This window comes from Rufibacter sp. XAAS-G3-1 (assembly GCF_013623775.1).
Classification (GTDB): Bacteria; Bacteroidota; Bacteroidia; order Cytophagales; family Hymenobacteraceae; genus Nibribacter.
This window is the reverse complement of record NZ_JABFAM010000003.1, coordinates 345,611-372,063: the sequence shown is the minus strand read 5'-3', so window position 1 is coordinate 372,063 and position 26,453 is coordinate 345,611. Positions and strand designations below refer to the sequence as shown.

Below are 26,453 nucleotides of genomic sequence, written 5' to 3'. Positions count from 1 at the left end.
AAGGTTATAATCCAGGAAATAAAAGACCTCACAGGTTTTGAAAACCTGTGAGGTCTACGCGTTTAGCGGCTGTTTTTAGAAAAACAGGCCCAAAACGCAAAAGCGGAACTCCCCCCTCCGTGGGAGAGGGGCTGGGGGTGAGGTCTCCTACGCCAGCAATTCCGCAATCGCTTTGTCCACCTTCTCAAACTGGAAGCCACGCAGCACCTCGTCCATCAACCCTTTAATCTCCGCTGTGCACAAATTGCCAATGCTGCCTTCATGCGTGTGGTGCACTTCCTCAGGGCGTTCAAAGGCACCTTTCTCAATGGCGAGGCCCACGTTTTTGTAGGCATCCCGGAACGGCACGCCGCTGAGTACCTGGTTGTTCACCACTTCCACGCTGAAGAGGTACTGGTATTTCTCGTCTTTGAGGATATCTTGGTTCAGCTTGAGGTGCGGCAGCATGAAGGTCATCATCTCCAGGCAATTCCGGATTTCCGCAAAGGCGGGGAAGAAGCTTTCCTTGAGCAACTGCAGCTCGCGGTGGTAGCCCGAGGGCAGGTTGCCCAACAGCATCTGAATCTCGGTAGGCAGCGCTTGTAGGCGGTTGCACTTGCCGCGCATGATTTCAAACACATCGGGGTTTTTCTTGTGCGGCATGATGCTGGAACCGGTGGTCAGCTCGTCGGGCAGGGTCACGAAGGCGAAATTCTGGCTCATGTACAGGCACACGTCCATGGCCATGCGGCCCAGGGTGCTCGCAATGGAAGCCAAACCCATGCTCACGCTGCGCTCGGTTTTGCCCCGGCCCATTTGCGCGTACACCACGTTGTAGTTCAGCGCCTCGAAGCCCAGCAGATCTGTGGTCATCTGGCGGTTGAGGGGGAAGGAACTGCCGTACCCGGCCGCCGAGCCCAACGGATTCTTGTTGCTGATTTTGTAGGCCGCTTGCAAGATTTGCAGGTCATCCACCAGACTCTCGGCGTACGCGCCAAACCACAACCCGAACGACGAGGGCATGGCCACCTGCAAGTGCGTGTAACCGGGCAGCAGGATGTCTTTGTTCTTTTCGCTGAGTTCCTGTAAGGTATTGAACAGCGTGTGCACGGCCTCTACCGTCTCGCGGATATGGTGGCGGATGAACAGTTTCAAATCCACCAGCACCTGGTCGTTACGGGAGCGGCCGCTGTGGATTTTCTTGCCCGCCTCGCCCAGACGGCGCGTCAAAAGCAGTTCCACCATGGAGTGGATGTCTTCCACGCCCGGCTCCATGGCAAATTCGCCGCGGGCAATGGTCTGGTAAATGGCCTTGAGTTCGCGCTGCACGGCGGCCAGGTCTTCCGGCTCCATCAGCCCGATGCTCTCCAGCATGCGCGTGTGCGCCAGGGAGCCCAGCACGTCAAAAGGGGCCAACTGTAAGTCTAGTTGGGCGTCTTTGCCCACAGTGAACTTTTCTACGTTCTGCGCCACGGAGGTTTCTTTCTGCCAGAGTTTCATGCTAAGCGGTAATAACGGGTGTCAATAATTGGATGTAAAGGGCAATGCCTTCCTCTAATTCCGAAAGATAGATAAATTCATCGGCGGTGTGCGACCGTGCCGAGTCGCCGGGGCCAATCTTCACCGACGGAATGTTCAGCAGCGCCTGGTCTGAAGTAGTAGGAGAGCCGTACAGGTTCCTGCCCAACCTGATGCCCGACTGCACAATAGGGTAGTTTCGATCTATGGACGAGGGGCGCAAACGCGTAGACCGTGGTGTCACCTCACTTTTCACGTGCGCTCTTATGATGCGCAACACTTCCTCGGGGGGATAGGCATCGGTCAGGCGCACGTCTACGGTGAATTTGCAGTGGTCGGGAACCACGTTGTGCTGCGAGCCTGCCTGAATTACGGTCACGCTCATCTTTACCGGCCCTAAGAAGCTGCTTTCCCTCGGGAACCGATAGGTGCGGAACCATTCCATATCTGGCAAGGCTTCGTAAATGGCGTTGATGCCTTCCTCGCGGGCGGCGTGTCCGCCCTGGCCGTGGGCTACGCAATCCAGCACCATCAGGCCTTTCTCAGCCACGGCCAAGTGCATCTGGGTGGGCTCGCCTACGATAGCGAATTCTACTGCGCCTAGCTGGGGATAAATTAGCTCAATGCCGTTTTTACCGGAGATTTCTTCCTCGGCGGTAGCCGCCAACACAACATTGTATTTTAAATCCTGCCGGTCATAGAAGTGCAGGAACGTAGCAATCAAAGATACCAGACAACCGCCCGCGTCATTGCTGCCCAGCCCATGGAGTTTACCGTCCTGCACCATTGGCGTGAACGGGTCAAACGTCCAACTGGGGTGCGGCTTCACGGTATCATGGTGCGAGTTCAGCAGCACCGTAGGCAAAGTTGGGTTGTAGTGCTGGCTGAACGCCCAGACGTTGTTTTCCTGTCGGTGAGTCTCCACGCCCCGCGCCTGCAAAAACTGCGCAATCGCCTCCGCCGTTCCCGCCTCCTCTCGGCTGTAGGATTGGATGGAGATGAGCTGCCGCAGCAGGCTGAGGGCATCCTGGTATAAGGTGTTGTTCATGGTGTGAAGAACCTCACCCCCTAGCCCCCTCTCCCACGGAGAGGGGGAACTCCGCTGATGCGTTTTGGGGCTGTTTTTTGGAAATGAGGCTAAAAACGTATTTGTTAAAACTTCCCTCTTCCTGAATCTCCCCTATCCACGGGAGAGGGGCCGGGGGTGAGGTCTCTACTTTTCGTCGGTATACAATTTCTCGGCTTTACCTGCCGAAGTCTTGATGCCTTTGATCATGGCAGAGCTGAAGCCGTTGTGTTCCATTTCGTTGAGGCCGGCAATGGTGCAGCCTTTGGGCGAGGTCACTTTGTCAATCTCGTTTTCTGGATGGCTTCCGAAGTGCAGCAGGAGGGAAGCAGCACCTTTGGCTGTCTGCGCCGCCATGCGCAACGCATCGCTGGCGTGAAAACCAATCTCTGTGCCGCCCTGCGCCGCTGCGCGGATAGAACGAAGAAAGAAAGCAATTCCGCAGGCCACCAACGCAGTAGCAGAAGACATCAGTTCTTCCTCGATTTCCACGGTTTCGCCTACGGCCGAGAAGATTTCCTTCACCAGTTCCATGTTCTGCGGAGAGGCGTTCTTGCTGGCAATACAGGTCATGGACTCCTGAATGGCGATGGCGGTATTGGGCATAGCGCGCACCACTTCCACCACCTTGCCAATGCGCGTGATAATGTCGGTGACGGCCACGCCGGTCACGATGGAGATGAACAGGTGGCGGCTGGGGTCGATGCTCTCCGAGATGGTATCCAGTACGCTGTCCAACTGTTGCGGCAGAATGCTGAGCACAATGATATCGGCCTCGGCCACGGCCAGGGCGTTGTTGCCGGAGGCGCAGTAGCCTTGGGCCACCATGGGTTCCAGCAGTTTGGTGTTGCGGCGGGTGAGGGTAATGTCCTCGGCGCGGTATTTCCCGGAGGCCACCATGCCCTTCGCCAGCGCGATGCCCATGTTGCCGCCGCCCAGAATGGCTATTTTCTTGTACTGTTCACTCATGGTTTTGCTCTTTTAAAGCCGATGTACCGGCTGGTATTCAAGTGTTTTCCCTTGCAAGAAAACTATTTTGTTCATTTCGTAAACCGTTTTGGCTTGTTTTCTGAAAATCAGGCCAAAAACAGTTACGGAACGGAGACACGTGCAGGAGCTACGCACACTACGAGGTCTTTTGAAAAGCGTTTGCTGCGTAGTTGGAGGCCAAACCTGTGCGGTTTCCAAAACCGCACAGGTTTTTGCGTTTTTAGCCTATTTCCTGAAAAACAGTTCAAAAACGCATCTGCGGGTTCCTCCTCTCCGTGGGAGAGGGGGCTAGGGGGTGAGGTGTCTTACCGCGTTATCCTGGTGCCCGCCTTTCCGCCTGCGGCGATGTCCTTAATCTCAGCCGCATCACCAATCATCACGGCTTTCACGCCCTGCTCCAAGGCCGCAAACGCATTATCCAACTTCGGCAGCATGCCCGCAAAAATGGCTCTTTTCTCTTTCAGCTCAGCGTAATAGTTGGGTTGCAGGTGGTGAATCACACTGGTTTCGTCCTCTACATCCAGCAGCACGCCTTTCTTCTCAAAGCAGTAAATCAAGTTCACTTCAAACTGACCGCTAAGCGCTACGGCCAGGGTAGAGGCGATGGTATCGGCGTTGGTGTTGAGCAGGCTGCCCTGCCCGTCATGCGTGAGCGCCGCGAAAACAGGGGTAAGGCCCTGTTCTGCCAAAGAGGCTAAAAACGTGACGTTCACTTGCCTGGGGCTTTCCACATCACCTACAAAGCCGTAGTCAATGTCTTTCACCGGGCGTTTATGGGCAGGAATCACATTGGCATCGGCCCCGGTGAGACCCAGGGAATTGCAGCCTCTGGCCTGTAGTTGCGCCACCAGGTTCTTGTTCAGCAAGCCGCCGTACACCATGGTGACCACCCGCAACGTATCTGCGTCTGTAATGCGGCGGCCGTTCACCATATTAGGTTCAATGCCTAACTGCTTGCTCAGCTCAGAAGCGATTTTACCGCCGCCGTGCACCAGTATTTTGGGGCCTTGAATGGCTGCGAAGTCTGTTAGGAACTGCTCCAACTGGGTTGGGCTGTCCAGGACATTTCCCCCTATTTTGATGACGTTTATTTTAGAAGACACTAGACGTTAGATTTTAACTTTCCCTCACGTTTGCTCTTTCGGATTTCCAATCCGGAAGTTTTTCTGTCGGGGATTTCTAATCCCCTTTCTGGTAAATCTTGCGCGTGGTTCACGGCGGATTGATAAATCTGCGACAGAGTAGTTCGGGATTGGTAAATCCCGAACAGCGGGCGGTTTATTTATCTTTGTCCTCCTGAAAGGAACTTGTGGGCAAACTAGGAAAGCTTTGTGCAAGCGTCACTACCGTTCGCCACCAAGATCTTTGCAAGATGGCAATAAAGGAATTACTGAATGCTTTCCAGCAACCGCTTCAGCACCGCCTGCGCCGCGAATTCCCGGTTGGCGGCTTCGTTTATTACTAAGGAGTTCGGCCCGTCCAGGATTTCATCGCTGAGTTCCACGTTCCGGCGAACGGGCAGGCAGTGCATGACTTTGGCGTTGTTGGTGTGGGCCAAGTGCTGGTTGGTGAGCATCCAGCTGGCGTCTTGGGTGAGTACCTGTCCGTAGGGCTGGTAAGTAGACCAGTTTTTGACGTAGATGAAGTCTGCCCCCTCTAAAGCTTCTTGCTGGTGGTGGCTGATGGTGGCTCCGTTGGTGAACTGCGGGTCTAGTTCGTAGCCTTCTGGGTGCGTAATCACGAAGTCCACGTCAGCGGCGCACATCCACTCGGCGAAGGAGTTGGGCACGGCCTGCGGCAGGGCTTTCACGTGCGGTGCCCACGTCAAGACCACTTTCGGCCGACGGCCTTTGGGGGCATGCTCGGTGATGGTGATTAAGTCGGCAAGACTCTGTAACGGGTGGCGGGTGGCGGATTCCAGGCTCACGAAGGGCACATTGGCGTACTGGATGAACTTCTTCAGTATCTCCTCTGAGTAGTCTTCCTCTACGTTCTGCAGTTTAGGGAAAGAGCGCATGCCCAGCACATCGCAGTACTGGCCCATGACGGCGGCGGCGTCTTTGATGTGCTCTACGGTGGTGCCGTTCATGATGGCGCCGTCCTGCGTTTCCAGTGCCCAGCCTTCCTGTCCCATGTTCATCACCATCACGTTCATGCCCAGACTCTGGGCCGCTTTCTGCGTGCTGAGGCGGGTACGTAGGCTAGGATTCAGGAAAATAAGGCCCAGGGTTTTGCGTTTGCCCAAGGTCTCATAGGCGTATGGGTTCTGCTTCAGGGCAAGGGCTTCCTGCACCAGGGCGTTGAGATCTTCTACGTCGTGAACGGAGGTGAATTGCTTCATTTTTTATGGGGTTTGACCTCAGCCTAAATCCCTCTCCCACGGAGAGGGACTTCCGGCTTCTGGCCTGAATTAACTGTTTCTGTTTTTGGCCTGTTTTTCCAAAAACAAATCAAAAATTCATTTTATTGCTCCCCTCTCCGTGGGAGAGGGGTTGGGGGTGAGGTGTCTATTTTACCATCGCCTCAAACGCCTCTAAGAATCTATCCAACTCAGCCTGCGTTACATTCAAAGCTGGCAGAATACGGATGGTGTTTTTGTTGGACGCTGAGCCGGTAAAGATGCGGTACTCGTCCAGCAGGGCTTTGCGGAGCGGGGCGCAAGGGTTTTCCAGCTCAATGCCCACCATCAGGCCCTGTCCACGGACTTCGCGCACGCCTGGCAAAGCTTTGGCTTTTCCCATGAGGTAGTTGCCCAGTGTGGCGGCGTTCTCTACCAGGTTCTCCTGCTCCATCACTTCCAGCACGGCTAAAGCCGCAGCGCAGGCCAGGTAATTGCCCCCGAAAGTGGTGCCTAGCATACCATGTTTGGCCGGGATTTCAGGTGAAATCAATACGCCTCCTACCGGGAAACCATTGCCCATGCCTTTGGCGATGGTAATTAAATCTGGTCTGATGCCCGCGTGCTGGTGCGCGAAGAATTTTCCGGAGCGGCCGTAGCCCGACTGCACTTCGTCCAGAATCAGTAACGCGCCGTGTTTCCTGGCTAGTTTTTCCAAATCCTGCAAAAACTGGGCCTCTGGAATCACTACCCCGCCTACGCCTTGGATTCCTTCAATGATAATGGCCGCCACTTCATTTGTAGCAAGCGCTTCTTCCACGGCAGCGGAATCATTGAACGGCAGGAACAGGATATTATCGGTCTCGTTTACCGGGGCTACAATGCTAGGGTCATCTGTTGCCGCTACGGCAGCAGACGTCCGTCCGTGGAAAGACTTGCGGAACGAAATTACTTTCTTGCGACCGGTATGGAAGGAGGCCAGCTTAAGGGCGTTCTCGTTGGCCTCGGCCCCGGAGTTCACCAAAAAGAATTGGTAGTCCTCATAACCGCTGAGCTTGCCCAACTTATCGGCCAGTTCCTGCTGCTGCGGAATTTTGACAGAGTTAGAGTAAAAGCCCATGTTGTTCAGCTGCTCGGTTAAGCGCTGCACATAGTGCGGGTGGCTGTGGCCGATGGAAATCACGGCATGGCCGCCGTACAAATCCAGGTACTCAATGCCGTTCTCGTCCCAAAGCGTGGAGCCAAGGGCTTTGACCGGTGTTATATCAAAGAGAGGATAAACGTCGAAGAGATTCATTTTATAGACGTAAGATTCAAGACGTAAGACTTTTTTGTTTTCGGCCTTTTTTCAGAAAAATAGGCCGAAAACGGCTATGGATTAACCTCATCCCCAGCCCCTCTCCCACGGAGAGGGGAGTTCTGGAGGAGATAAGGATTATAAATTTCTACCACTTACTTATACAAGCAACGGTTTATGCTAGCCGTTTATCTAAAGCCTGTGAGGTTTTGAAAACCTCACAGGTTTCCGCGTTTAGAGCCCGTTTTCCGCAAAACAGCCCCAAAACGCATTGGCGGAGTTCCCCCTCTCCGTGGGAGAGGGGCTAGGGGGTGAGGTCTCCTAAAACCCGATGGCTTTCAACTGCAAACCCGCTCTTTCCTCCAGCCCGAACAGCAGGTTCATGTTCTGCACCGCTTGGCCGCTGGCACCTTTCAGCAGGTTGTCAATCAGGCTGGTAATGACCAATTGGTCATCATGCTTCTCTATATATAAGAGGCACTTGTTGGTGTTCACTACCTGTTTCAGGTCTGGGTTCTTAGACGTGATAAGGGTATACGGGTGCCCCTCGTAGAACTGCCTGTACAATTGCTGCGCTTCTTCCAGGCTAAGGTCTGAGCGCAGGTAGGTAGTGCACAGAATGCCCCGGCTGAAGTTACCCCGGTACGGCACAAACCGGATGGCCGTATCTGCCTCTTTTTGCAGGGTTTGCAGGCTTTCCGTTATCTCTAGCAGGTGCTGGTGCCCGAATACCTTGTAGCTGGAGACGTTGTTGTTGCGCCAGCTGAAGTGTGAGGTCTCCGCTAATTTCTGACCGGCACCGGTAGAACCTGTAATGCCGCTTACGTGTACTTCAAGCGGCAAAGAACCATTCTGGGCCAGCGGGAGCAAGGCCAACTGAATAGCCGTCGCAAAGCAACCTGGGTTCGCCACGTTGCTAGCGGTTTTGATTTCCTCACGGTTCAGTTCTGGGAGACCGTACACAAATGGACGGTTGCCAAAAGAAGACTTCGCCGCCAGGCGGAAATCCTGGCTCAGGTCTATAATCTTTACCTCTTCGGGAATAGGATTGGCGTCTAAGAACTTCTTGGCATCGCCGTGGCCTACGCAGAGGAACAGAACGTCTACCTCCATGCTTAGCTCGTTGGTGAACACCAAATCGGTATCACCCAGCAGGTCTGTATGCGTGTCGGTCACTGGCTTGCCGGCCTGGCTGTTGCTGTGCACAAAAGCTATCTGTGCCTGCGGGTGGTGCACCAGCAGCCGAAGCAGTTCGCCACCGGTGTAGCCTGCGCCGCCTATGATGCCCACTTTTATAAGGTTACGCTGCGCCATCTTCGCCGTTGATGAAGCGGTACATCATGGTCTGGTTCCCGAAGATCTTGGAGAAACCTTTCACGTCTTCGCCCGTCCAGGCTTTGTTCATCTCGCCGTACGACCCGAATTTAGAAGACATGAGGTCATGGGCAGACTCTATGCCTTCCACCTGGAAGCGGTACGGGGCCAACAGCACGTGTACTTTTCCGGTTACGGTTTTCTGCGTGTCGGTGAGGAAGGTCTCAATGTTGCGCATGGTGGGGTCTAAGAACTGGCCTTCGTGCAGCCAGTTGCCGTACCAGGTGGCCAGGCTGTCTTTCCAGTACAGCTGCCATTTGGTGAGCGTGTGCTTCTCCAACGCGTGGTGCGCTTTGATGATGACCATCGGCGCCGCCGCCTCAAAGCCTACTCTGCCTTTAATCCCAATGATGGTGTCGCCCACGTGAATGTCACGGCCAATGGCGAAAGCCCCGGCAATTTCCTGCAGCTTCTGGATGACGTGCACCGGGTTCTCGAACATCTCGTCATTCAAGCCCACCGGTTCGCCGTTCCTGAAGTGCAACGTGATGCGCTCTGGTGTTTCTTTGGTCAGTTGCGTGGGGTAGGCAGATTCTGGCAATGCCTGGTATGAAGTCAAGGTCTCCTTACCACCTACCGATGTCCCCCAGATGCCTTTGTTGATAGAGTACTGTGCCTTCTGGAAGTCCATCTCCACGCCCCGCTCTTTCAGGTAGGCAATCTCCTCCTCGCGCGACAGTTTCAGGTCACGGATGGGGGTAATCACCTGCACGTTGGGCACCAGAATGTTGAACACCATGTCAAAACGAACCTGGTCGTTACCAGCACCCGTGCTACCATGCGCTACCGCTTCGGCACCAATTTCCTGGGCGTATTTGGCAATAGCTACCGCCTGAGAGATACGCTCGGCGCTCACGGAAAGTGGGTAGGTGTTGTTTTTGAGCACGTTCCCGAAAATCAGGTATTTCAGGCAAGATTGGTAGTAGTTGTCGGTTTCGTCTAAGGTTACGTGGTGGGCCACACCCAGATTCTCGGCCCTTCGGGCTATTTCTGCCAACTCTTCTTCAGAGAAGCCGCCGGTATTCACAATGGCCGAATAGATGTCATAACCTTGTTCCAGCAGGTACTTCACACAGAAAGATGTGTCTAAGCCGCCACTGAACGCGAGAACTACTTTTTTCATTTTATTGAGTGATTGAATGGTTGAATGAATTTTTAATGAGTGATTGAGAGGTTGAATGAAGGAGAGAGTTCATGATTTTCTATTCTCTCCTTCATTCAATCTCTCAATCACTCATTTCCCTCCTTCGGAGGGACGTACAGCATGGCCGTGCACAGGCAGTTGGTGCGGTTCTTGGCCGTGAGAATGTCAAAGTTCACGCAGCTGCGGCAGCCTTTCCAGAACTCCTCATCGTTGGTGAGTTCTGAATAGGTGACAGGGCGGTAACCCAGGTCTGAGTTAATCTTCATAACCGCCAGTGCCGTCGTCAGCCCGAATATCTTGGCTTCCGGGTACTTGGTGCGCGACAACTCGAAGACTTTCTGCTTGATGCGCTTGGCCAGACCGCTTTTACGAAGGTGCGGCGACACAATGAGGCCGGAGTTGGCCACGTACTCGCCGTGTCCCCAGGTCTCAATGTAGCAGAACCCAGACCAGTTGCCCTCGGCATCAAAGGCAATGACAGCTTTGCCTTCCCGCATCTTCTGGGCCACGTATTCTGGGGAGCGCTTCGCGATACCGGTGCCGCGCGCCTTGGCCGAGGCTTCCATCTCATCACAGATCTGCTGGGCAAAAGGGGTGTGCTCTTCCGTAGCCACCACTACAGTAAAAGCATGATTTGAAGTTTCCATGGAAACAGGTGCAATAGGCTGCAACTCTACAGCCGAAGCGTATGTACGCATCGCTATATGTTTGAAAAAATGAATAAAGAAAAAAGGAGAACTGTTACCAACGTAAGGATTGGTATACAGGGATGCATCCGGTTTAGTTGCCAGGGACAACCTGAGCCGGTGGCCTAGCGCCTCGGTCGGGTGAGGTAAATGGGTTCACAAAAAACTGTTCTGGGCAGAACAGAAAAAAGCGCACTCCCTATAATGGAGCGTTTTACCGTTGCAATGACAACTGATAAAAGCGACTTTTTATTCATTGACTTAGTGGGGTATTGAAATAGTAGTGAGGCTTCTACTTGAAGTCTCTGTGCAAATGTTTCGTATAAAAAATGAAATAAGCAATGTTTTGGTTCAAATTTTATTTAATTAATACTGGATGTGAAAGGGGCTTGGACGTAAACGCAGATAAAAAAAAGCTATCTCTTTTGAGATAGCTTTTTTTTATCTGCGTTTACTGAAATTATGGTCTAGGGCCAATATAAGTGTACGTTTCAGTCCACGTAGTTCTAGGAACCATAGCAGCAGTTTGTGTCATTGTATAAGTTACTTCCATTGTTAGTGGTGTACCATCTGCAGCAAACGTGAATTTGTTGACACCAGTAGGTTCTATCATACCTGCTCTCATGGTTCCTGTGGCAACTGGTTGACCAGCAGCATTGGTTACACTTGCTACTGGATCCACTAAATCAGTAGTGTTTGAGTCATCAAAGTGGAAAACAGCAGTAAAAGTGCCGTAAACGCTTAGCCCAGCGCCAGTATCAAAGATGTGCCCAACATTTTCCTGATCATAATCATAGTACGAATTGCTGTTAAGGTCTTGGGTAACTAATGCAATTGTTTTAGGGTAGTAACCTTTAAACGCAGCGTTAGTTCTGTCGATCATTGTACCTTCGACCTCATAAAGGCCATCATAGCGGTTTTTTGCTCCAACTGAAAACACAGCTGTATTGAAGTTACCACTAACAATACCAGTACTCGCATTAGTTATGGTTAATGGTAGTGCAAAGTTCTTGGTAAGATCAAACTGATTAGTTTTCAGTTTTACGATATAAGTTGCCCTGCGTTCTCCTTTAGGGATTGTCACTGTTGTGGAGGGTAGAGTATATACCGATGCGGGCAGCAATTCATAGTGCGTACCTTCACTTTCATTGTACTCTTCTAAAACACTCTCATTAGCTATTCCAATAGTAACGGTAATGTCTTCAGGTGCAACATCAGCTCCAGAGTAACCTACCACAATAGGAAAGTCAACTTCAGGTACAATTTCAAATGAATTAATAAACAATGGATATGGTGCTGTGGCAGGTGATGCCACATTGCCTGCACTATAGAACTCAATTACATTCTCAACAGCTTCCGGATCAAAAAAAGGATCCTCGTCAAGACAAGAAGTAAGCCCAGTTACACCCAGGAATACTAAACAGAGATTAAATATCTTTTTCATTTTTTTGATTTTAACTGAATTATTCTGCATCCCAGAAAATACGGGTAGTAAACTGGTTGATCCCTGAAGGAGCATTATTAGGATTAAGCGAGTACTCTGAGTTAGGATATAAAATCCGAGTAGGAAGCCTATCCGCTCGTGGTGAAGTTGAACCAACGGAGGCAAAAGTAGAGGTAGCACCAGTTCCAGAAATTGATGGGTATCCAGTTCTTCTGAATTCATTCCAAGCCTCATGTCCATGGATGAAATTCAAGGCTATGTACTTTTGCGTAATAATGGCCTCTACTCGTTTGGCTTGCGTATCTGCTAAATCAAAGTTTACCAAGTGACTTGTTGGGTTGGCTGCAATGTAAGCGGCTGCATCTGCAGTAGGGTTTCCAGTTACAACTCCGTTTACATCTTTGTAGAGATACCGGAAAGAAGCAGTAATACCAGACTCAAATGTTGCTTTCGCATTTCCAACAAGGAATCCTCTTGTAATTGCTTCAGCTTGTAAAAAGTAGCTCTCAGCAGCAAGCATAAGAGGCTGACCCATAGTGCGACCTTTGAAAATGCCAGTTGTATTCTCTGCATCCAATCCTTCCCCTTCTCCTGTATACCAAGCAATACTACCAGTAGGTGCCGTGGGGGCACTATCATCATTGATACCTAATTGGTTAACAGGGGTACTAGGGAAGTTCCTATAAATAGCTTCACCTCTTCCTTCGTCAAGTAGTTTAGTTCCATTATAGAAACTGAAAATAAAGCGGCTAGGAATCCTTGAGCGGCCGGCAGCGGCATTAGCACCAGCAGCAGTAGAATGATAGGTGTTCCACTGAGGGTTCTGCTTACCGGCAGATGCAGTATATCCAGGATTTACAATTGCATCATCCGTCAAGAAAGGGGTAGAAGCAGTAAAAGTAGAGAATCCAGTAGTTACCCACGCCGGAACTGTTGAACCAGGTCTCATTGATGCTCTAACTAACAATCTTAATTTAATAGTGTTAGCAAACCTTTCCCATTCGTCCATGTCACCTCCAAACATTACATCACTGCTTGCGCCAACTGAGTTCGCATTAGGAGAGTTGTTTATCAGCATCACAGCCGAGTCTAACTTCACGATCAGATCCTGATAAATAGCTTCACCAGTATCATAGGTTGGAGTTAAGCTTGCTGCTCCCTGCAATGCACGGGTATAAGGAACATTACCATACGTATCCACCAGCATTTGAAAGTTATAAGCTTTCATGATCTTGGCAATAGCATTATAATAGGCTAGTTCCCCGGAGCCTTTGGATGCATCTTCTACGTATTGATAATCTGTTAAATTATCATAAGTATTAGCCCAAAGGTTTGTATAATCAGCAGTAGTGTATCCATAGGTGAACTCAGTATCCCATCCGCCAAAACCGCCTGCGTTTACAATATAACCAGTTATAAAGGAGCCATAGTCATTGTAAGAAACAACGTTGGCCGCCGTTACTGTTAGGGCATTTGGCAGAACCTGTTGTGGTGAAGAGGACGTGGCCTCATTAGGATTCTCATTTATATCAAGAAGACTATCGCATGACACAGCCGCAAGAGCCATGACACCAAATAAAAAACGTCTATATATTTTTCTCATTTTCATTTAATTAAAAATTGACAGAAAGAGTAGCTCCATAATATCTGGTTGGTGGAGTTTGTCCTAGAGTGGTGATACCAATTGCGTTTGTATCAGTGAAGTTATAGTCTGGATCTGTCCACTGGTTTGACTCTGGTAACCATAAGAACAAATTACGCCCTTGTAAACTAATGGTAGCTCCTTTGATAACTTTAGTTCTTTCTAAGAAAGCCGCAGGAATTTCGTACGCAAGTGAAACCTCACGTAATCTCCAGTACTCTGCACTGGTGACATAGGTGCTGGCGGTATTCATAATCAATCCATTGGCCCAAAAATCAGAACTACCACCTGCAACTGTAATGTTGTTGTTAGGTATAAATGAACCAGGATTTTCAGGATCTTCAAAAGATGAGTTCGGAATCACGAACCGGTCTCTGTTGAAAGCGGCGCTTCTGGCAGATGCACCAGAGAAGTCAAAGGTTGAACCACCACTATGAAACCTGTTGTACCCACCTCTGTATTCAAACAAAGATGTAAATCTGAAGTTCTTTAAGAATCTAACTTCAAAATCAAGACCTAATCTGTGCTTAGGCTCAGTATTTCCCAATACTACTGGTTCTGCCGCTACAGTTGGTAAACCAGTGATACGATCTACTATAATACGGCCTTGTGGATCACGTTCAAAGTCAGTTCCAATCAATACTGGGAACAGGCTGCCAGCTTCAGCGTACACTTGTGCGTTACCTCCGGTTGATAAAGCCAATCTTGGTAAATCTGCTGAGATAGACTCTACTTTGTTTTCATTGTAAGTGTAGTTAGCTCCTACTGTTACTGTAAGGTTCTCAGTTTGGTAAGGGGTTACACGCAGTACTGACTCAATACCTTTGTTAGTTACTTCTCCAGTATTTGTTAAGAAGGAAGAGAAACCAGTCGCAGACGAGACTCCCGCAGGCACTGTTTGATTAGTTGTACTCGTATTATAATAAGTAAATCGGGCTTCAATCATCTCTTTCAAGAGAGTAGCATCAAATCCAAACTCATAAGCTTCTGTGATTTCTGGTTTTAAGCCAGGGGCTACAATTCTGTTGCCTACCGAGTAACCAGAGGTGGTTCCAAAAGGGAAACCCGCTGTGGGCGCAAAAGTTGGCAGTAAAGAATAAGCACCAAAGGGGTTGCCAGAAGTTAAGTTAACCTGTCCTACTTTTGACCAACCGCCACGGAACTTCAGGTTATTTACGTACTGGTTGTCTTGCAATGCAGGAATTGCTTCAGAAGCTGTAAAAGCTACATCTACCGCCGGGTAAAAGAATGAACGATTGTCTTCATCTAGAACAGAAGTCCAGTCATTACGTCCGGTAAGGTGCAGAAATAGATAATCTCTGAAACCGAAGGTTACGTCTCCAAAAACACCAATCAAACGGGCTAAATAATTGCCTTCACTGGCACCAGGTTCTCCAACACGATTACTTACGTTATATAAATCAGGATTTACCAAACCTGTTGCTGAAACCCCAATACTAGTATAACGGTTCTGGCGGATACTATTCCCTAAGATCAACTTTACATTGAAGTCTTCATTGAAATCTTTGTAGAAACCAGCCAATACATCTGAAGTAAGCTGCGTGTTAGAGAAATTGTTGTCGCTAACAGCACCAGCTATGTTGGTTTTACTTGGAGAGATATCAAGAGTGTAATCTGAATAATTAAAGATTCCTGTATAGTTCTTGTTTGTATAGTTTCTGTTTGAGATACCTACACGATAAGTCAAGTCAAACCAATCAACCGGAGCGAATTTAACTTCAACATTACCGATCAAGTAATTATTTCGGCTTTCTTGACGATTATTTTCAATGTGGAAATAGGGGTTAGGATAATACTCGTTGAAGTAACCATTAGGGTTTGCGAACGGGTTATCTCTCCAATTTTTGTAATTCAGTAAGGGGACATGTGCAGGTGTGTTCAATAAATATTCGTAAACTGCCGCAGTACCTGATGTAATATCATAAGCATTCTCCGTGTAATTAGTATTGAAAGAAAATTTCAATTTCTGAGTTACATCAAAAGTTCCGTTTACCCGCAGTGCAATTCTGTTGTATTCGTCATCAGGTGTAGTACCTTGTGAATTGAAACGTTGAGCAGACATGTAGAAACTAGAGTTTTCACGTCCTGCTGAAAGTGAAATATCTGTTTGATTTTGAACACCAGTTTCCCAAAAGTCAAATTTGTCATCTCTTGCAGAGTAAGGCACCGTTTGGATTTCTCCATTTGCTAAAGGTTTGCCAAGTTGGACAATAGAACCATCAAATCTTGGGCCGTACTGTTGGTTTTCATAAGGTACATAAGAGGGAATGCCTGGAGCATACCCAGAACCAAACCCAGTTTGTAGCTCTGGGTAAAAACTAACTTGCTCCAAGGTTGTAGTGTGAGCTAATCTTATTGAGGTAACTCCTTTTTTCCCTTTCTTTGTAGTAATTACCAATGCTCCGTTAGAAGCATCTGAGCCATACAAAGCTGCACCAGAAGCACCATTCAGTACAGATATGGACTCAATGTCTTCAGGGTTTAGGTTACCCAGTATTTCACTAGGAACAATAACATTGTCTAATACAACTAGTGCCTGGTTGTTTCCAAGTAGTGAACGGTTACCTCTTAGTACTACACGTACATTTGGGTTTACCCCACTCCCTACCGCATTGATCTGCAACCCGGCCACTTTGCCAGTAAGGCCAGAAGCAATGTTTGGAGATCTACCTTGCGTTAATTCTTGACTAGTTACTTGAGTAGTACTGTAACCTTGCTCTTTTACCTGGCGCTCAATACCACCTGCACCTACTACCACTACTTCTCCCAACGTCCGGGCATCAGTTGCGAGACGAACGTTGATTGTGCTTTGATTTCCAATGACTATTTCTTGGTTGCCATACCCAATGAAGGAAAACACCAGTGTTCCGCCAGTACCTGGCACAGAGATACTATAGCCTCCATTTACATCTGTTGGAGAAGCAGTTGTAGATCCTTTGAGTTGTACGGTCACCCCAGGCATACCTTCTCCTGTGGCGGCATCAGTCACTCTTCCCGTGATAGTCCTTGTTTGCGCCATGGCTTCATTCAGAAGCACAGACAGCAAGAAAAGACTCAATAGTAAGACTTTCTTCATGTTGGTTGTGGTTTGGTTTGTGATGGTTTGGATTGTTAATGAAAAGTTAATTATAGATTATTTTTACCTATAAAAAAAATCGGAGGGGATGTAGGTGCTAACTTTCCCATATCTATTCTTAGTATTTTCTTAAAACAGAGCACTTGAGGTGCCCTTCGTGCGTCATTCTTCAATCCTCATCCTTACAATTGCAGGTTAGTTGTAGGGTACCGCGGAGGCAAAAAAATAATGGATGGTGATTACGTGTTGTAGCTAGTATGATCACAAAGGCTGGAAAGAGGTAAAGAACCGCTGATTATAAGTTCTTCTCATAAGAGATAAACTTATAATCAACGGTGTTGGCTTTCTTGAAAACAAGGCTGGGTCTTTTATTCCTTTGATAGTCTTGACTCCTTATCAAATAAAGTTGATGGTGGTTAAGTGTTTTGTGTAAGCAACTTATTGTGGGTGTTCTGGGCTGCTTTCAGGTGACCTATAAAATGTATAGCGTAACAAATTAACCGGTTGCAAAAGGTGAAGTTTTATAAGCAGAGAACTCACACGTCTCAGTTTACATTGGGCTGCCTATCCTTAGAACAGTGTAGATGTGAAAGCTTGTTTTTCCGTGCGTAAGCCTAAGAGGTAGAAGGTTTTATGAAGTTGCCTGAATGGTTTGGTGTTCAGTTTACCAAGCCAATTTGTAGCAAAGGATGGTTTCTCCTTTCTGTTTCAGTTAGATTTCATGGGCGGTAATGCCCTTTAAACGGTTAAATTCAGTTAAAGTTACAGTTAAATAGAAGCAGAATCTCAGAGAAATTAGCTAAAGAGGAATAGAAGGGATGATAGAAGCAGATGAGGGAAAGTGTTCTGGTATAATTTGTTGTAAAACGTATATGAGAAAGATTGTTCCAGGTTAGAGTAGTCTCCCTTTTCTGCATATACAAAGGCTCCTATCCGTCTCCGGCTAAAAGGATAGACTTTCTACCTTTAACCAGCAACAGATAGGAGTCTTTGCAGAAGGTATGTGTTAGTACGTATTACCGCACATCAAACTGCAGCCGTAGCAGGTTGGCATAAATACCTGCGGGGTTATGGGCTAACTCGTCATGCGAGCCTTGCTCTACAATCTGGCCTTTGTCTATGACCAGAATCTTATCCACTTTTCTGATGGTAGCCAGCCGGTGGGCAATGATGATGGTGGTGCGGTTCTTCATCAACTCGTCCATGGCTTCCTGCACCAGCATCTCAGACTCAGAGTCCAGGGAGCTGGTGGCTTCATCCAGAATCAGGATGGCCGGGTCTTTGAGAATGGCGCGGGCAATGGCAATGCGCTGGCGTTGGCCTCCCGAAAGCTTGATGCCGCGTTCGCCTACCACCGTGCCAAAGGCCTCGGGGAAAGATTGAATGAACTGCAGGGCGTTGGCTTTCTGGGCCGCCAGGTGCACTTCTTCATCGGTGGCGTCTGGTTTGCCGTAGGCGATGTTTTCCCTGATAGTGCCCCCGAAGAGCAGCACTTCCTGCGGTACAATGCCCAGGTTTCCGCGCAGATCATGCAAGTGGAGATGATTGATGTTCTGGCCGTCTACGTAGATCGCACCCTGGTCAATTCTGTAGAACTTCATGAGCAACTGCGCAATCGTCGATTTTCCGGCCCCGCTGGAACCTACCAGGGCAATCTTCTCACCGGCTTTGATGTCAAAATGGATGTTCTGCAACACTGGCAAATCGGGGCGGGTAGGGTAGGAGAAACCCACGTGCTCATAGCGCACATTTCCGTTGAAGCGCACCGGGGCAGAACCCGGATGCCCCAAATCGGTTTGTTCTACGGGTTGGTCTAAAATCTCCAGAATGCGGTCAGAGGCCCCAACAGATACCTGAATCTTGGCGTACAAATCGCCTAATCCGGCCACCGAAGCCCCAATGAAGGTGGTGTATAAGATAAAGGAGGTGAGGTCGCCAAGAGTGAGTTCCCCGGACTGCATCAGAGTGGCCCCGTACCAAATCACCAGAATGATGCCGCCAAACAGCCCGATGATGACAAACGAGATAAAAGCGCCTCTGTAGAAAGAGGTGGTAATGGCCGTCTTCACCGACCGGCTCAGCGCTTGTTTGTAGCGGTTAATCTCAAACAGCTCGTTCGTGAACGCCTTCACTACCTGAATGGCCTGCAAGGTTTCCTCCACAATCACGTTGGTCACCGCCAGTTCGTCCTGGGTTTTGCGCGACAGCTTTTTGAGCCGTTTCCCGAAAACCATGGCTAAAACGACCAGTACCGGAAACGTGGCCAGCATAAACAGCGAAAGCTTCACCGAGATGAACATGATAAACCCGATGCCCACCAGCAAGGTAGTCACCTGGCGGAACAACTCGGCCAACGTGATAGAGAAACCGTCTTGGATGTAGCTCACGTCTGAGGTGATGCGGCTGGTGATTTCGCCCACGCGGCGCTGCTCAAAAAAGGTAAGTGGCAGCCCCATGAACTGGGTGTACAGGCTGCTCCTGACATCGGCAATCGCCCTTTCACTAACCTGTGCAAAGAAATACACCCTGAAGAAAGAGAAAATACCCTGCAACGCAATCACGGCAAATAGCAGAAGCGCAATGCGGTTAATGTTTTGGCCAATAGCTGTAGGTTTACCTACGGCCGCGTCCAGCAACATGCCTGTCACGGCCGGGAAAGCCATGAACGTTAGGCTGGAGAACAGCAGAAAGCCCAGGCCTATGTAGAACTTGGTTTTGTAGGGAAGAAGAAATCTGAATATCTGAAGACCGCGGCGCAGACTTTCTTTGTTCAGCCTGGGTTTGCCTTCGGTGTCAAGTTCGGCTGCCGCTCCCAGCCCGAATCCTCGTTTTGCCATGTACTGCTTACTGTTAGGTATAGGTTGGGCCACCGGTAAGCAGCCCCAAAAAGCTTTCTACGAAGGGCTTCGCCGTTTTAGGCCCGGTTTCAGAAAAATAGGGCTAAAACCGGAACAAACCCGTCTATTCAGAGAAAGCAACCCGCAAAGGTAGGTATTCTGCCTGACTTCCTAAACGGATAAGTGAGCATCCTCGGTTTTCCGGCCAGCCACCAGCCAGAGCCCCAGAAACATGAGCAGCCCGTTCAGTAGCAGCACCTCAAACCCAAACTGATAGCCCCAGAACCACTCCTGGGAGTTAGCGCTGATGACATACGTGAGCACCGGCGACAGCACCCCAATCAGCGGTACCGCCCTGTCTCTCACCGTTTTTTTGGTCAGTAACCCAAAGCTGTACAAACCCAGCAGCGGGCCATACGTGTAGCCCACCAGCGTGAAGAGCGTAGCAATAATGCTTTCATCATTGTACAGCCTGAACAACAGGATCACCACCATCAGCAGCGCAGAAAAACCCAGGTGCACCCAATTCTTGTAGCGGATGCGTTCGGCCTCTGGCCGATGCCCGAAGTCCAGAAAATCGACGCAGAAAGCGGTGGTAAGCGAGGTGAGCGCCGAGTCGGCGGAGGCGTAGGTGATGGCCGTGATGCCCAGGATAAACGCCAGGCCCGCTATGGCCGGAAAATGGTGCAAGGCCAGCTCGGGAAACACATCATCGCCTTTGGCGGGAAGCAGAATGCCTTTCTGGCTGGCGTAAATATACAGCAGCGCACCCAAACACAGGAACAGCAGGTTCACCACCAACAGGATGACCGTAAACCAGAACATGTTTTTCTGGGCCTCGGGCAGGTTGCGGCAGCTCAGGTTTTTCTGCATCATGTCCTGGTCTAGCCCGGTCATGGCAATGGTGATGAAGGTACCGGCCAACAGTTGCTTCAGCAGGAAGTTAGGCGCTTTGGCGTCCCACTCCCAGATTTGCGCATAGCGGCTCTGGCTAATGGTGTCCACCATGCCCGTAAACGAGAGATTCAGTTCCTCAGAGACCACCCAAATGCAGATGCCTAGGCACAAGAGCATGGCCAGCGTCTGGATGGTATCCGTCCAGATAATGGTTTTCATACCGCCCCTGAACGTGTACACCCAAATGAAAGCAATGGTGATGCCCACCGTGCCCGCAAACGGAATGCCCAACGGCCCGAACACCGCCAACTGCAACACGCCCGCCACCAGGTAGAGCCGCAAGGCCGCGCTCATGGTGCGGGAAAGCAGGAAAAAAGCGCTTCCGGTTTTGTAAGACCAGAACCCGAACCGCTGCTCCAGGTACGTGTAAATGGAAACCAGCCGCAAACGGTAATACAGCGGCAACAGCACCAGCCCAATCACCAGATAGCCCAGCGCGTAGCCCAGCACCATCTGCAGATACGTGAACCCCGTCTTCTCCACCATGCCCGGAATAGACACAAACGTAATGCCCGAAAGCGTGGTGCCAATCATGCCAAACGCCACCACGTACCACGGCGAATCTCTATTGGCCAGGAAAAAGGCCGTGGTAGATTCGCCCTTTTTGCTCGTGACCAGGGAAACCGCCAACAGCAGGCAAAAATAGCCGGCAATGATGCCGAGGATTAAAAGAGGAGACACTATGGAAATTAAGAATTAGGAATTAAGAACTGGTGCATCAGGTGAAAACTGCTTCTGCAAAAGTACACCGATTAAGCTGTTTTGGGCGTAGTTTTGGAAAAACAGCCTGAAAACAGGGTTTTGGAGGCGGACTACAGGCTATAAAAAAGGTAGTCCTAGAAAAGAAGGAATCCCCTCGCTCGCCTCTGGCGAGCGAGGGGATTGTTTTGCTAGCCGTTCCTTTTCCGGAACCGCCCAGAAAAGAAAGCCCCTTCGTTTTTAGCCTGTTTTTGTAAAACGGAGCTAAAAACGAAGGGGCTAAAAAAGAGAGATTCTGTTAATAGCTTTCCGTCACATCCACAAACTCAGTTTTCTTTCTGGAGACGGAGTACAAGCCCATAAAGGTCAGGAAGCCGTTCAGGATCAAGACCTCAAACCCGAACTCGTACCCCCAGAACCAATCCACGGAGTTGAGGCTGATGATGTAGGTAAGGATAGGGGCCAGCACGCAGATCAACGGAACCACGTTGTCGCGCACGGGGCGGTTGGTGAACACCCCGAAGGAGTAAAGCCCCAGCAACGGCCCGTAGGTGTAGCCCGCCACCTTGAACACCGCCTGCACCACACTTTCATCGTTCACAATCTTGAAGATGATGATGACAACAGCCATGATCACCGAGAAGCCCAGGTGCACCCAGTTCTTCAGCCGGATGCGCTCCGTTTCGGGACGGTTTTTGAAATCGAGGAAGTCTACGCAGAAGGAAGTAGTCAACGCGGTCAACGCCGAGTCTGCGGAGGCGTAGGTGATGGCCGTGATGCCCAAAATGAAGACAATGGCCATGAAGGCCGAGAAGTAGTTGAGGGCCAGGAACGGGAACACATCGTCGCCTTTCGTTGGCAGGGTAACGCCTTTGGCCTCGGCATAGAGGTATAAGAGAGCTCCCAGACTCAGGAACAGGATGTTCACAAACAGGATGATGACCGTGAACGAGAACATGTTCTTTTGCGCCTCTTTCAGGTTTTTGCAGCTCAGGTTCTTCTGCATCATGTCTTGGTCTAGCCCCACCATCACAATGGCGATGAAAAACCCGGAGAAGAACTGCTTGAAGAAATAGCGTGGGTCTTTCACGTCCCAGAAAAACACCTGCGAGAACCTGCTTTCGCTGATGGTGTTCACCATGCCGTTAAAGGAAAGGTTCAGGTCCTGCGAGATGGTGATGATGGAAATGCCCACGCAGATGAGCATGGCCAACGTCTGGAAGGTATCTGTCCAGATAATGGTTTTCATGCCGCCCCTGAACGTGTACACCCAGATCAACCCGATGGTGATGACCACCGTCACCTCAAATGGCACGCCCAGGTTGTCGAACACGGCCAATTGCAGCACGCCCGTTACCAGGTAGAGCCGCAGAGCCGCCCCCAGCGTTCTGGAAAGCAGGAAGAAACCCGCGCCGGTTTTATAAGACCAATAGCCAAACCGCTGCTCCAGGTACGTGTAGATGGACACCAGATTAAGCCGGTAATACAAGGGCATGAGCACCAAGGCCACCACAAAGTAGCCCAGCATGTTGCCCAGAATGAGCTGCAGGTAAGAGAACTGCGCGTTTTCCACCATGCCCGGCACTGAGATAAACGTTACCCCAGACAGGGAAGTCCCAATCATCCCGAAGGCCACCACGTACCAGGGCGAGGATCGGTTGGCCAGAAAGAAGCTGTCCGTAGACTCGCCTTTTTTACTGGTTAGAAACGAAATAAGAATCAGGATGCAGAAATAGGCTACAATTATACCCAGAATGAGCGTTGATGACATGAGCGGAAGCGTAGGGTTTTGAGGGTTCTCGGTTTAGGTGCTGGGCAAATATAACCAAAAATCAATATGGGGTATTTGAAAGAATAGAAAGAAAAGGAAGCACCGCGTCTAAAAAAGAAGCCTTTCCAACACCAATTGGAAAGGCTTCTTTATGAAAATAGGAGGAAGCATGAGAATGGGAGTAAGCGGGCCGGTTGGCTAGAATCCCCACGGAGAGTTGAAGCCCGCACCCGGGTAGCCACCGTAGTAGTTGGAGTTCGCACCGTTGCTGTACCGCACGCCACCTGACACCGTAACGTTAGGGGCCACCTGGTACTGGGCCTGAAACTGGAAGCCCTGGCTTGGAAGGCGCCCGTAGGTGAAAGGATTGTTGTTCCAACGGTTGGTGGCCGATGGGTTCAGGTCTTTCCAGACGCTGCCGCTGAGTAAAAGCTTCTCGCTCATGGCATAAGAGCCGCCCACGTGCAACAGGTACTGGCGGTCTGGAACCCCGGTCATTACCGTAGAGGTTCCTTCGCCGGTAGAGGTTCTGAAGGTAGGGCCTCCCCAGGTCTGCAGCATGGTCAAACTGCTGAACACGTGTACCCGCGGCGTTAACCGGTACTGCACCCGTGGCTCTACATAAGAAAACGACCCGAAATTACTGAAGGCCGCGCCCGCGTTCAGCCCGTAGCTCACCCGTGGAACAAACGGCGCCGAGGCTTTCAGCGAATCCAGGGGCGTAGGAGTTTCCGTTAATTCCTGCGCCTGACCCGGTAGCAGGCCTGCCACCCACACCAGTAAAACCAGGAAACTGCGTATAATAAGTTTGTTTGACATCTTGTATATGGAGAAAATATCGCTGAAAAGAGGATGTGCCCTGGCTCTTCAGCTACCCTACTAAGATAAAGGTTATTAATGAGGTAACGCAATTCCTTCCCCCAATAGTTTATGAATATCCGTTTTAGGCCTTGTTTTCCGAAAAGAAGGCCTAAAACGGGTGGATGCTCAACAGTAGATAGTAATAAGCAGTACGTGAAAAGATGCGTCTTTGCTGATTCTAATTCCAGTTCTTCATTATTCCCAAGGATCATTTTAACTTCAAGCAACATTATCACTCCTCTTTGTCATCCTGGAAGGATCTTGTGGGTAAACTAGAAAGACGTTGGCTTTAGCGACATTAGAGCTTGTTTACATTTGAGGTTTGCAGGCGAAAACGGCCAGAGAAAGGTTCTGCGGAAGCGTTTTTGGAGCTGCGTAGCAGCGCTACGGGGCGAGAAAAAGGCGAACGCAGGTTCTTTTTATGGCCGTTTGTAGCGCAAAGATGAAATTTAAACAAGCTCTTACAGTTTGCTAACAAGATCCTTCCAGGATGACAAAGAATGAGGCTCCCAGACGGGAACTTGTTACTACTTGCTTTTCTTGCCCAACCAGGCTTCTCGCCGGGCTTTTGCGTCTTTGGGTACGGTCTGGTTTGCTTTCTCCAGTGGCACCAGTTCTAACTTGGGGTCTTGGGCTAAGGTAAGCGGAACCGTTTTCTTTGTGCCCTGTTGCATTACCTCCAGTTGCACCTGGTCGCCGGGTTTGTGTTGGGTTAAGAGGCTGTCCAGCGTTTTTTGGCTGGACAGTTTCTGTCCGTTCAAGGTTAGCAGCACATCGTCACGATCCAGGCCTGCTTTGTAGAGCGGGCTGTTGGAGAAGGTGCCCTGGGCAATGGTGGCTTGGTCGTTCTGGAACCTAAGGCCTTCCCAACCCAGCACCGCCTCCTTGGACGTTTGTAAAGCCAAACCCATTTGCCGGGCCAGGGCCTCATACGGCATGGTCTCTTTCCCGTAAATGTGCCGTTTAAAGAAATCCTGGGCAAAACCAAGGTCTTTGGTCAAGTCGGCCAGGGCTTTTTCCAGGTCGGGCAGGGTGTAGGGTTTCTCGGGTTTGCCGTGGCGCTGCCAGAGCAGACGCATGTAGTCATCTAAGGTCAGGTTCTTGAACTTGGTGCGCAAGGTGAAGTCCAGGCCAAGGCCAATGGCGTTGCCGTAGGTGTAGTAAGAAATGTAGGTGTTGGTGCGGTTAGTGGGGTCTACGGAGCGCGAGGCATCTACAAACGGGGCCTGCTGGCTCATCTCCACCGGCGAGAAATAGGCTTTCCCCGGTGAAACCGCCACTGCCATAATGGGATAACCCGCATTCTGGAGGTAATCGGCTGGGGTGGTGACACCGGCCCGGGCCAACAGCAAAGTACCGTAGTAGCTGGTGAACCCTTCGGCCAGCCACAGCTCCCCGCTCATGTTGGCATCCGCGAAATTGAAAGGCTCCAGGCTCTTTGGGCGGATGCGCTCCACGTTCCAGGCATGGAAAAACTCGTGCGACAACGTGCTCAGGTTAGGGTTCATGCCGGTTTCCAGCGAACGCGAACTGGTGATGACGGTAGAGTTGCGGTGCTCCATGCCATCGCCGGGCGTGCCGGGCAGGTAACAGGCAATGAACGTGTATTCGCCGTAGTCAAACGCCGGAAGCTCGCCAAACACCGCCTGCGCTTCGGCCACAATCCGTTTCGCTCTCTGGGTGTACTCGTCCAGTTGCTGCTCAGTGCCCTTGTGGTGCAGGCCTATTCTTATCTTCTGGGTACGTCCTTTTTCCTGCACCGTCCATTCGCGCCACTGGAGGTTCGCCAGCTCGGTGGGGCTGTCCATGAGGTACTGGAAGTCTGGGGCCGAAAAGGTGAGTGGAGCGGTTTCGCGCTTCAGTTGGGTGGCGGCCGTCCAGTTCTGTCCGGCCGGAGGCGTAAACGTGACCTGTACGGGTGCTTTCTCCAGGCCGTTGGCGTACATAAAGGTAGCCGGGGCGTTTAAGTGGGCGTGGCTGAGGTTGACGCCGGCGTAGGTGCCATCTGGGTGGTCAGCGAACAAAGTGTATTTCACCGTCACCGTTCCGTCATGACCCGAGACGTTCCACTGGTGCAGATTGGGCCGGTTCACGGCCAGGGTGCGGCCCTGTCCGTCGGTGACCTGCACGTTGTACACGTTTTTGGCGAATTCATGCAAAGCGTACCGGCCGGGGGAGGAGCGCGCCATTCTGACTTCCAGCACCGGGGTGGTCACGCCCTTGAACATAGCGGTGATGGAGGCCTCATGGTGTACGGCGTTTTCAAAGGTGACTTGGTAGGTGACGCTCTGTTGCGCCATGGCCGGTGTAGCGAGTGCCAACGCCGCCAGGGCGAAGGCAGTGAAGAGTTTCTTCATGGAGAGGGATGTTTCAACCCCCAAGTTACGCACGAAAGTCAAAAACCACCACTCGGCGCTTAATTATACCATTCTTGTTTCCTTTCTGTGCTTTAGCCTCTGCCTGGAACCGGCTTCTTTGGAGAGATTGGCGGGTGCACGGAATACGCTGTTCCCTTGGCTTGTCCGTTTGTTTCGTGGGTGCAGGTGCTGTATTGTTTCATCTTTGGCGGTATGCGCTCACGGCCGCGGGGCCCCGTCTTCCCCTCTCGCACTGCCCTTTCGGCCTGTGAAGATATTCGCTCTTAGTTTCTGTTTATCTATGGCCAAAAGCGAGGCGCGCTCGGGAAAGACTGGAACGGGGGAAAGGAGCAGAAGCGGCATTTATAGACCTCACAGGTTTTGAAAACCTGTGAG

16 protein-coding genes and 1 pseudogene are annotated in these 26,453 nt (G+C 50.5%); all 17 read right to left on the bottom strand.

Annotated features, from left to right (window positions below):
- Positions 1-147 precede the first annotated feature (147 nt).
- The 17 genes and pseudogenes from argH to HHO50_RS02290 all read right to left on the bottom strand — a co-directional run bounded on the left by argH (position 148) and on the right by HHO50_RS02290 (position 26,057).
- Positions 148-1,479, bottom strand: coding sequence for an argininosuccinate lyase (argH, locus tag HHO50_RS02370; protein WP_181304399.1), 1,332 nt, complete (start codon positions 1,477-1,479; stop codon positions 148-150).
- Position 1,480: 1 nt separating this feature from the next.
- Positions 1,481-2,545, bottom strand: coding sequence for a M20 family metallo-hydrolase (locus tag HHO50_RS02365; RefSeq protein WP_181304398.1), 1,065 nt, complete (start codon positions 2,543-2,545; stop codon positions 1,481-1,483).
- Between the two features lie 165 nt (positions 2,546-2,710).
- Complete coding sequence (gene proC / locus HHO50_RS02360; RefSeq protein WP_181304397.1) at positions 2,711-3,532, bottom strand: pyrroline-5-carboxylate reductase; 822 nt, start codon at positions 3,530-3,532, stop codon at positions 2,711-2,713.
- 326 nt (positions 3,533-3,858) lie between these two features.
- Positions 3,859-4,656 carry an acetylglutamate kinase gene (argB, locus tag HHO50_RS02355; RefSeq protein ID WP_370457514.1) on the bottom strand — a complete coding sequence of 266 codons (798 nt, stop codon included), beginning with the start codon at positions 4,654-4,656 and terminating at the stop codon, positions 3,859-3,861.
- Between the two features lie 284 nt (positions 4,657-4,940).
- Complete coding sequence (locus HHO50_RS02350) at positions 4,941-5,894, bottom strand: N-acetylornithine carbamoyltransferase (protein ID WP_181304396.1); 954 nt, start codon at positions 5,892-5,894, stop codon at positions 4,941-4,943.
- Between the two features lie 166 nt (positions 5,895-6,060).
- Positions 6,061-7,188 (bottom strand): aspartate aminotransferase family protein, encoded by a 1,128-nt coding sequence (locus HHO50_RS02345; protein ID WP_181304395.1) that lies wholly within the window; start codon positions 7,186-7,188, stop codon positions 6,061-6,063.
- 321 nt (positions 7,189-7,509) lie between these two features.
- Positions 7,510-8,502, bottom strand: a complete 993-nt coding sequence (gene argC, locus HHO50_RS02340) for an N-acetyl-gamma-glutamyl-phosphate reductase (protein WP_181304394.1) — start codon at positions 8,500-8,502, stop codon at positions 7,510-7,512.
- The gene (argG, locus tag HHO50_RS02335; protein ID WP_181304393.1) at positions 8,489-9,685 is read right to left on the bottom strand and encodes an argininosuccinate synthase; all 1,197 of its coding nucleotides are present in this window, start codon (positions 9,683-9,685) and stop codon (positions 8,489-8,491) included. Before argG ends, argC begins: the two co-directional genes overlap by 14 nt.
- 119 nt (positions 9,686-9,804) lie before the next feature.
- Positions 9,805-10,353 (bottom strand): annotated as a pseudogene (locus HHO50_RS02330) (GNAT family N-acetyltransferase); the annotation flags it as partial.
- A gap of 499 nt (positions 10,354-10,852) precedes the next feature.
- On the bottom strand, positions 10,853-11,866 hold the full coding sequence (locus HHO50_RS02325; RefSeq protein ID WP_181304392.1) for a DUF1735 domain-containing protein: 1,014 nt from the start codon (positions 11,864-11,866) through the stop codon (positions 10,853-10,855).
- Complete coding sequence (locus tag HHO50_RS02320; RefSeq protein WP_181304391.1) at positions 11,856-13,439, bottom strand: SusD/RagB family nutrient-binding outer membrane lipoprotein; 1,584 nt, start codon at positions 13,437-13,439, stop codon at positions 11,856-11,858. Before HHO50_RS02320 ends, HHO50_RS02325 begins: the two co-directional genes overlap by 11 nt.
- Positions 13,440-13,449: 10 nt before the next feature.
- Entirely contained in the window at positions 13,450-16,575 is a 3,126-nt protein-coding gene (locus tag HHO50_RS02315) for a SusC/RagA family TonB-linked outer membrane protein (RefSeq protein WP_181304390.1), read from the bottom strand.
- 1,016 nt (positions 16,576-17,591) lie between these two features.
- Positions 17,592-19,412: an ABC transporter ATP-binding protein gene (locus HHO50_RS02310; RefSeq protein ID WP_181304389.1), complete on the bottom strand. Its 1,821-nt coding sequence runs from the start codon at positions 19,410-19,412 to the stop codon at positions 17,592-17,594.
- 171 nt (positions 19,413-19,583) lie between these two features.
- Complete coding sequence (locus HHO50_RS02305; RefSeq protein WP_181304388.1) at positions 19,584-21,050, bottom strand: sodium:solute symporter; 1,467 nt, start codon at positions 21,048-21,050, stop codon at positions 19,584-19,586.
- Positions 21,051-21,366: 316 nt separating this feature from the next.
- Positions 21,367-22,839 (bottom strand): sodium:solute symporter, encoded by a 1,473-nt coding sequence (locus tag HHO50_RS02300; protein ID WP_181304387.1) that lies wholly within the window; start codon positions 22,837-22,839, stop codon positions 21,367-21,369.
- 198 nt (positions 22,840-23,037) lie between these two features.
- Positions 23,038-23,658 (bottom strand): hypothetical protein, encoded by a 621-nt coding sequence (locus HHO50_RS02295; RefSeq protein WP_181304386.1) that lies wholly within the window; start codon positions 23,656-23,658, stop codon positions 23,038-23,040.
- A gap of 569 nt (positions 23,659-24,227) precedes the next feature.
- Positions 24,228-26,057, bottom strand: a complete 1,830-nt coding sequence (locus tag HHO50_RS02290; RefSeq protein WP_181304385.1) for a M61 family metallopeptidase — start codon at positions 26,055-26,057, stop codon at positions 24,228-24,230.
- Between the last annotated feature and the right edge of the window lie 396 nt (positions 26,058-26,453).

Coding starts and splice junctions, on each gene's coding strand:
- HHO50_RS02315 (WP_181304390.1), bottom strand. CDS start 16,575: ATGAAGAAAGTCTTACTATTGAGTCTTTTCTTGCTGTCTGTGCTTCTG.
- HHO50_RS02320 (WP_181304391.1), bottom strand. CDS start 13,439: ATGAGAAAAATATATAGACGTTTTTTATTTGGTGTCATGGCTCTTGCG.
- HHO50_RS02295 (WP_181304386.1), bottom strand. CDS start 23,658: ATGTCAAACAAACTTATTATACGCAGTTTCCTGGTTTTACTGGTGTGG.
- HHO50_RS02345 (WP_181304395.1), bottom strand. CDS start 7,188: ATGAATCTCTTCGACGTTTATCCTCTCTTTGATATAACACCGGTCAAA.
- HHO50_RS02365 (WP_181304398.1), bottom strand. CDS start 2,545: ATGAACAACACCTTATACCAGGATGCCCTCAGCCTGCTGCGGCAGCTC.
- argC (WP_181304394.1), bottom strand. CDS start 8,502: ATGGCGCAGCGTAACCTTATAAAAGTGGGCATCATAGGCGGCGCAGGC.
- argH (WP_181304399.1), bottom strand. CDS start 1,479: ATGAAACTCTGGCAGAAAGAAACCTCCGTGGCGCAGAACGTAGAAAAG.
- proC (WP_181304397.1), bottom strand. CDS start 3,532: ATGAGTGAACAGTACAAGAAAATAGCCATTCTGGGCGGCGGCAACATG.
- argG (WP_181304393.1), bottom strand. CDS start 9,685: ATGAAAAAAGTAGTTCTCGCGTTCAGTGGCGGCTTAGACACATCTTTC.
- HHO50_RS02325 (WP_181304392.1), bottom strand. CDS start 11,866: ATGCAGAATAATTCAGTTAAAATCAAAAAAATGAAAAAGATATTTAAT.
- HHO50_RS02290 (WP_181304385.1), bottom strand. CDS start 26,057: ATGAAGAAACTCTTCACTGCCTTCGCCCTGGCGGCGTTGGCACTCGCT.
- HHO50_RS02300 (WP_181304387.1), bottom strand. CDS start 22,839: ATGTCATCAACGCTCATTCTGGGTATAATTGTAGCCTATTTCTGCATC.
- HHO50_RS02350 (WP_181304396.1), bottom strand. CDS start 5,894: ATGAAGCAATTCACCTCCGTTCACGACGTAGAAGATCTCAACGCCCTG.
- HHO50_RS02310 (WP_181304389.1), bottom strand. CDS start 19,412: ATGGCAAAACGAGGATTCGGGCTGGGAGCGGCAGCCGAACTTGACACC.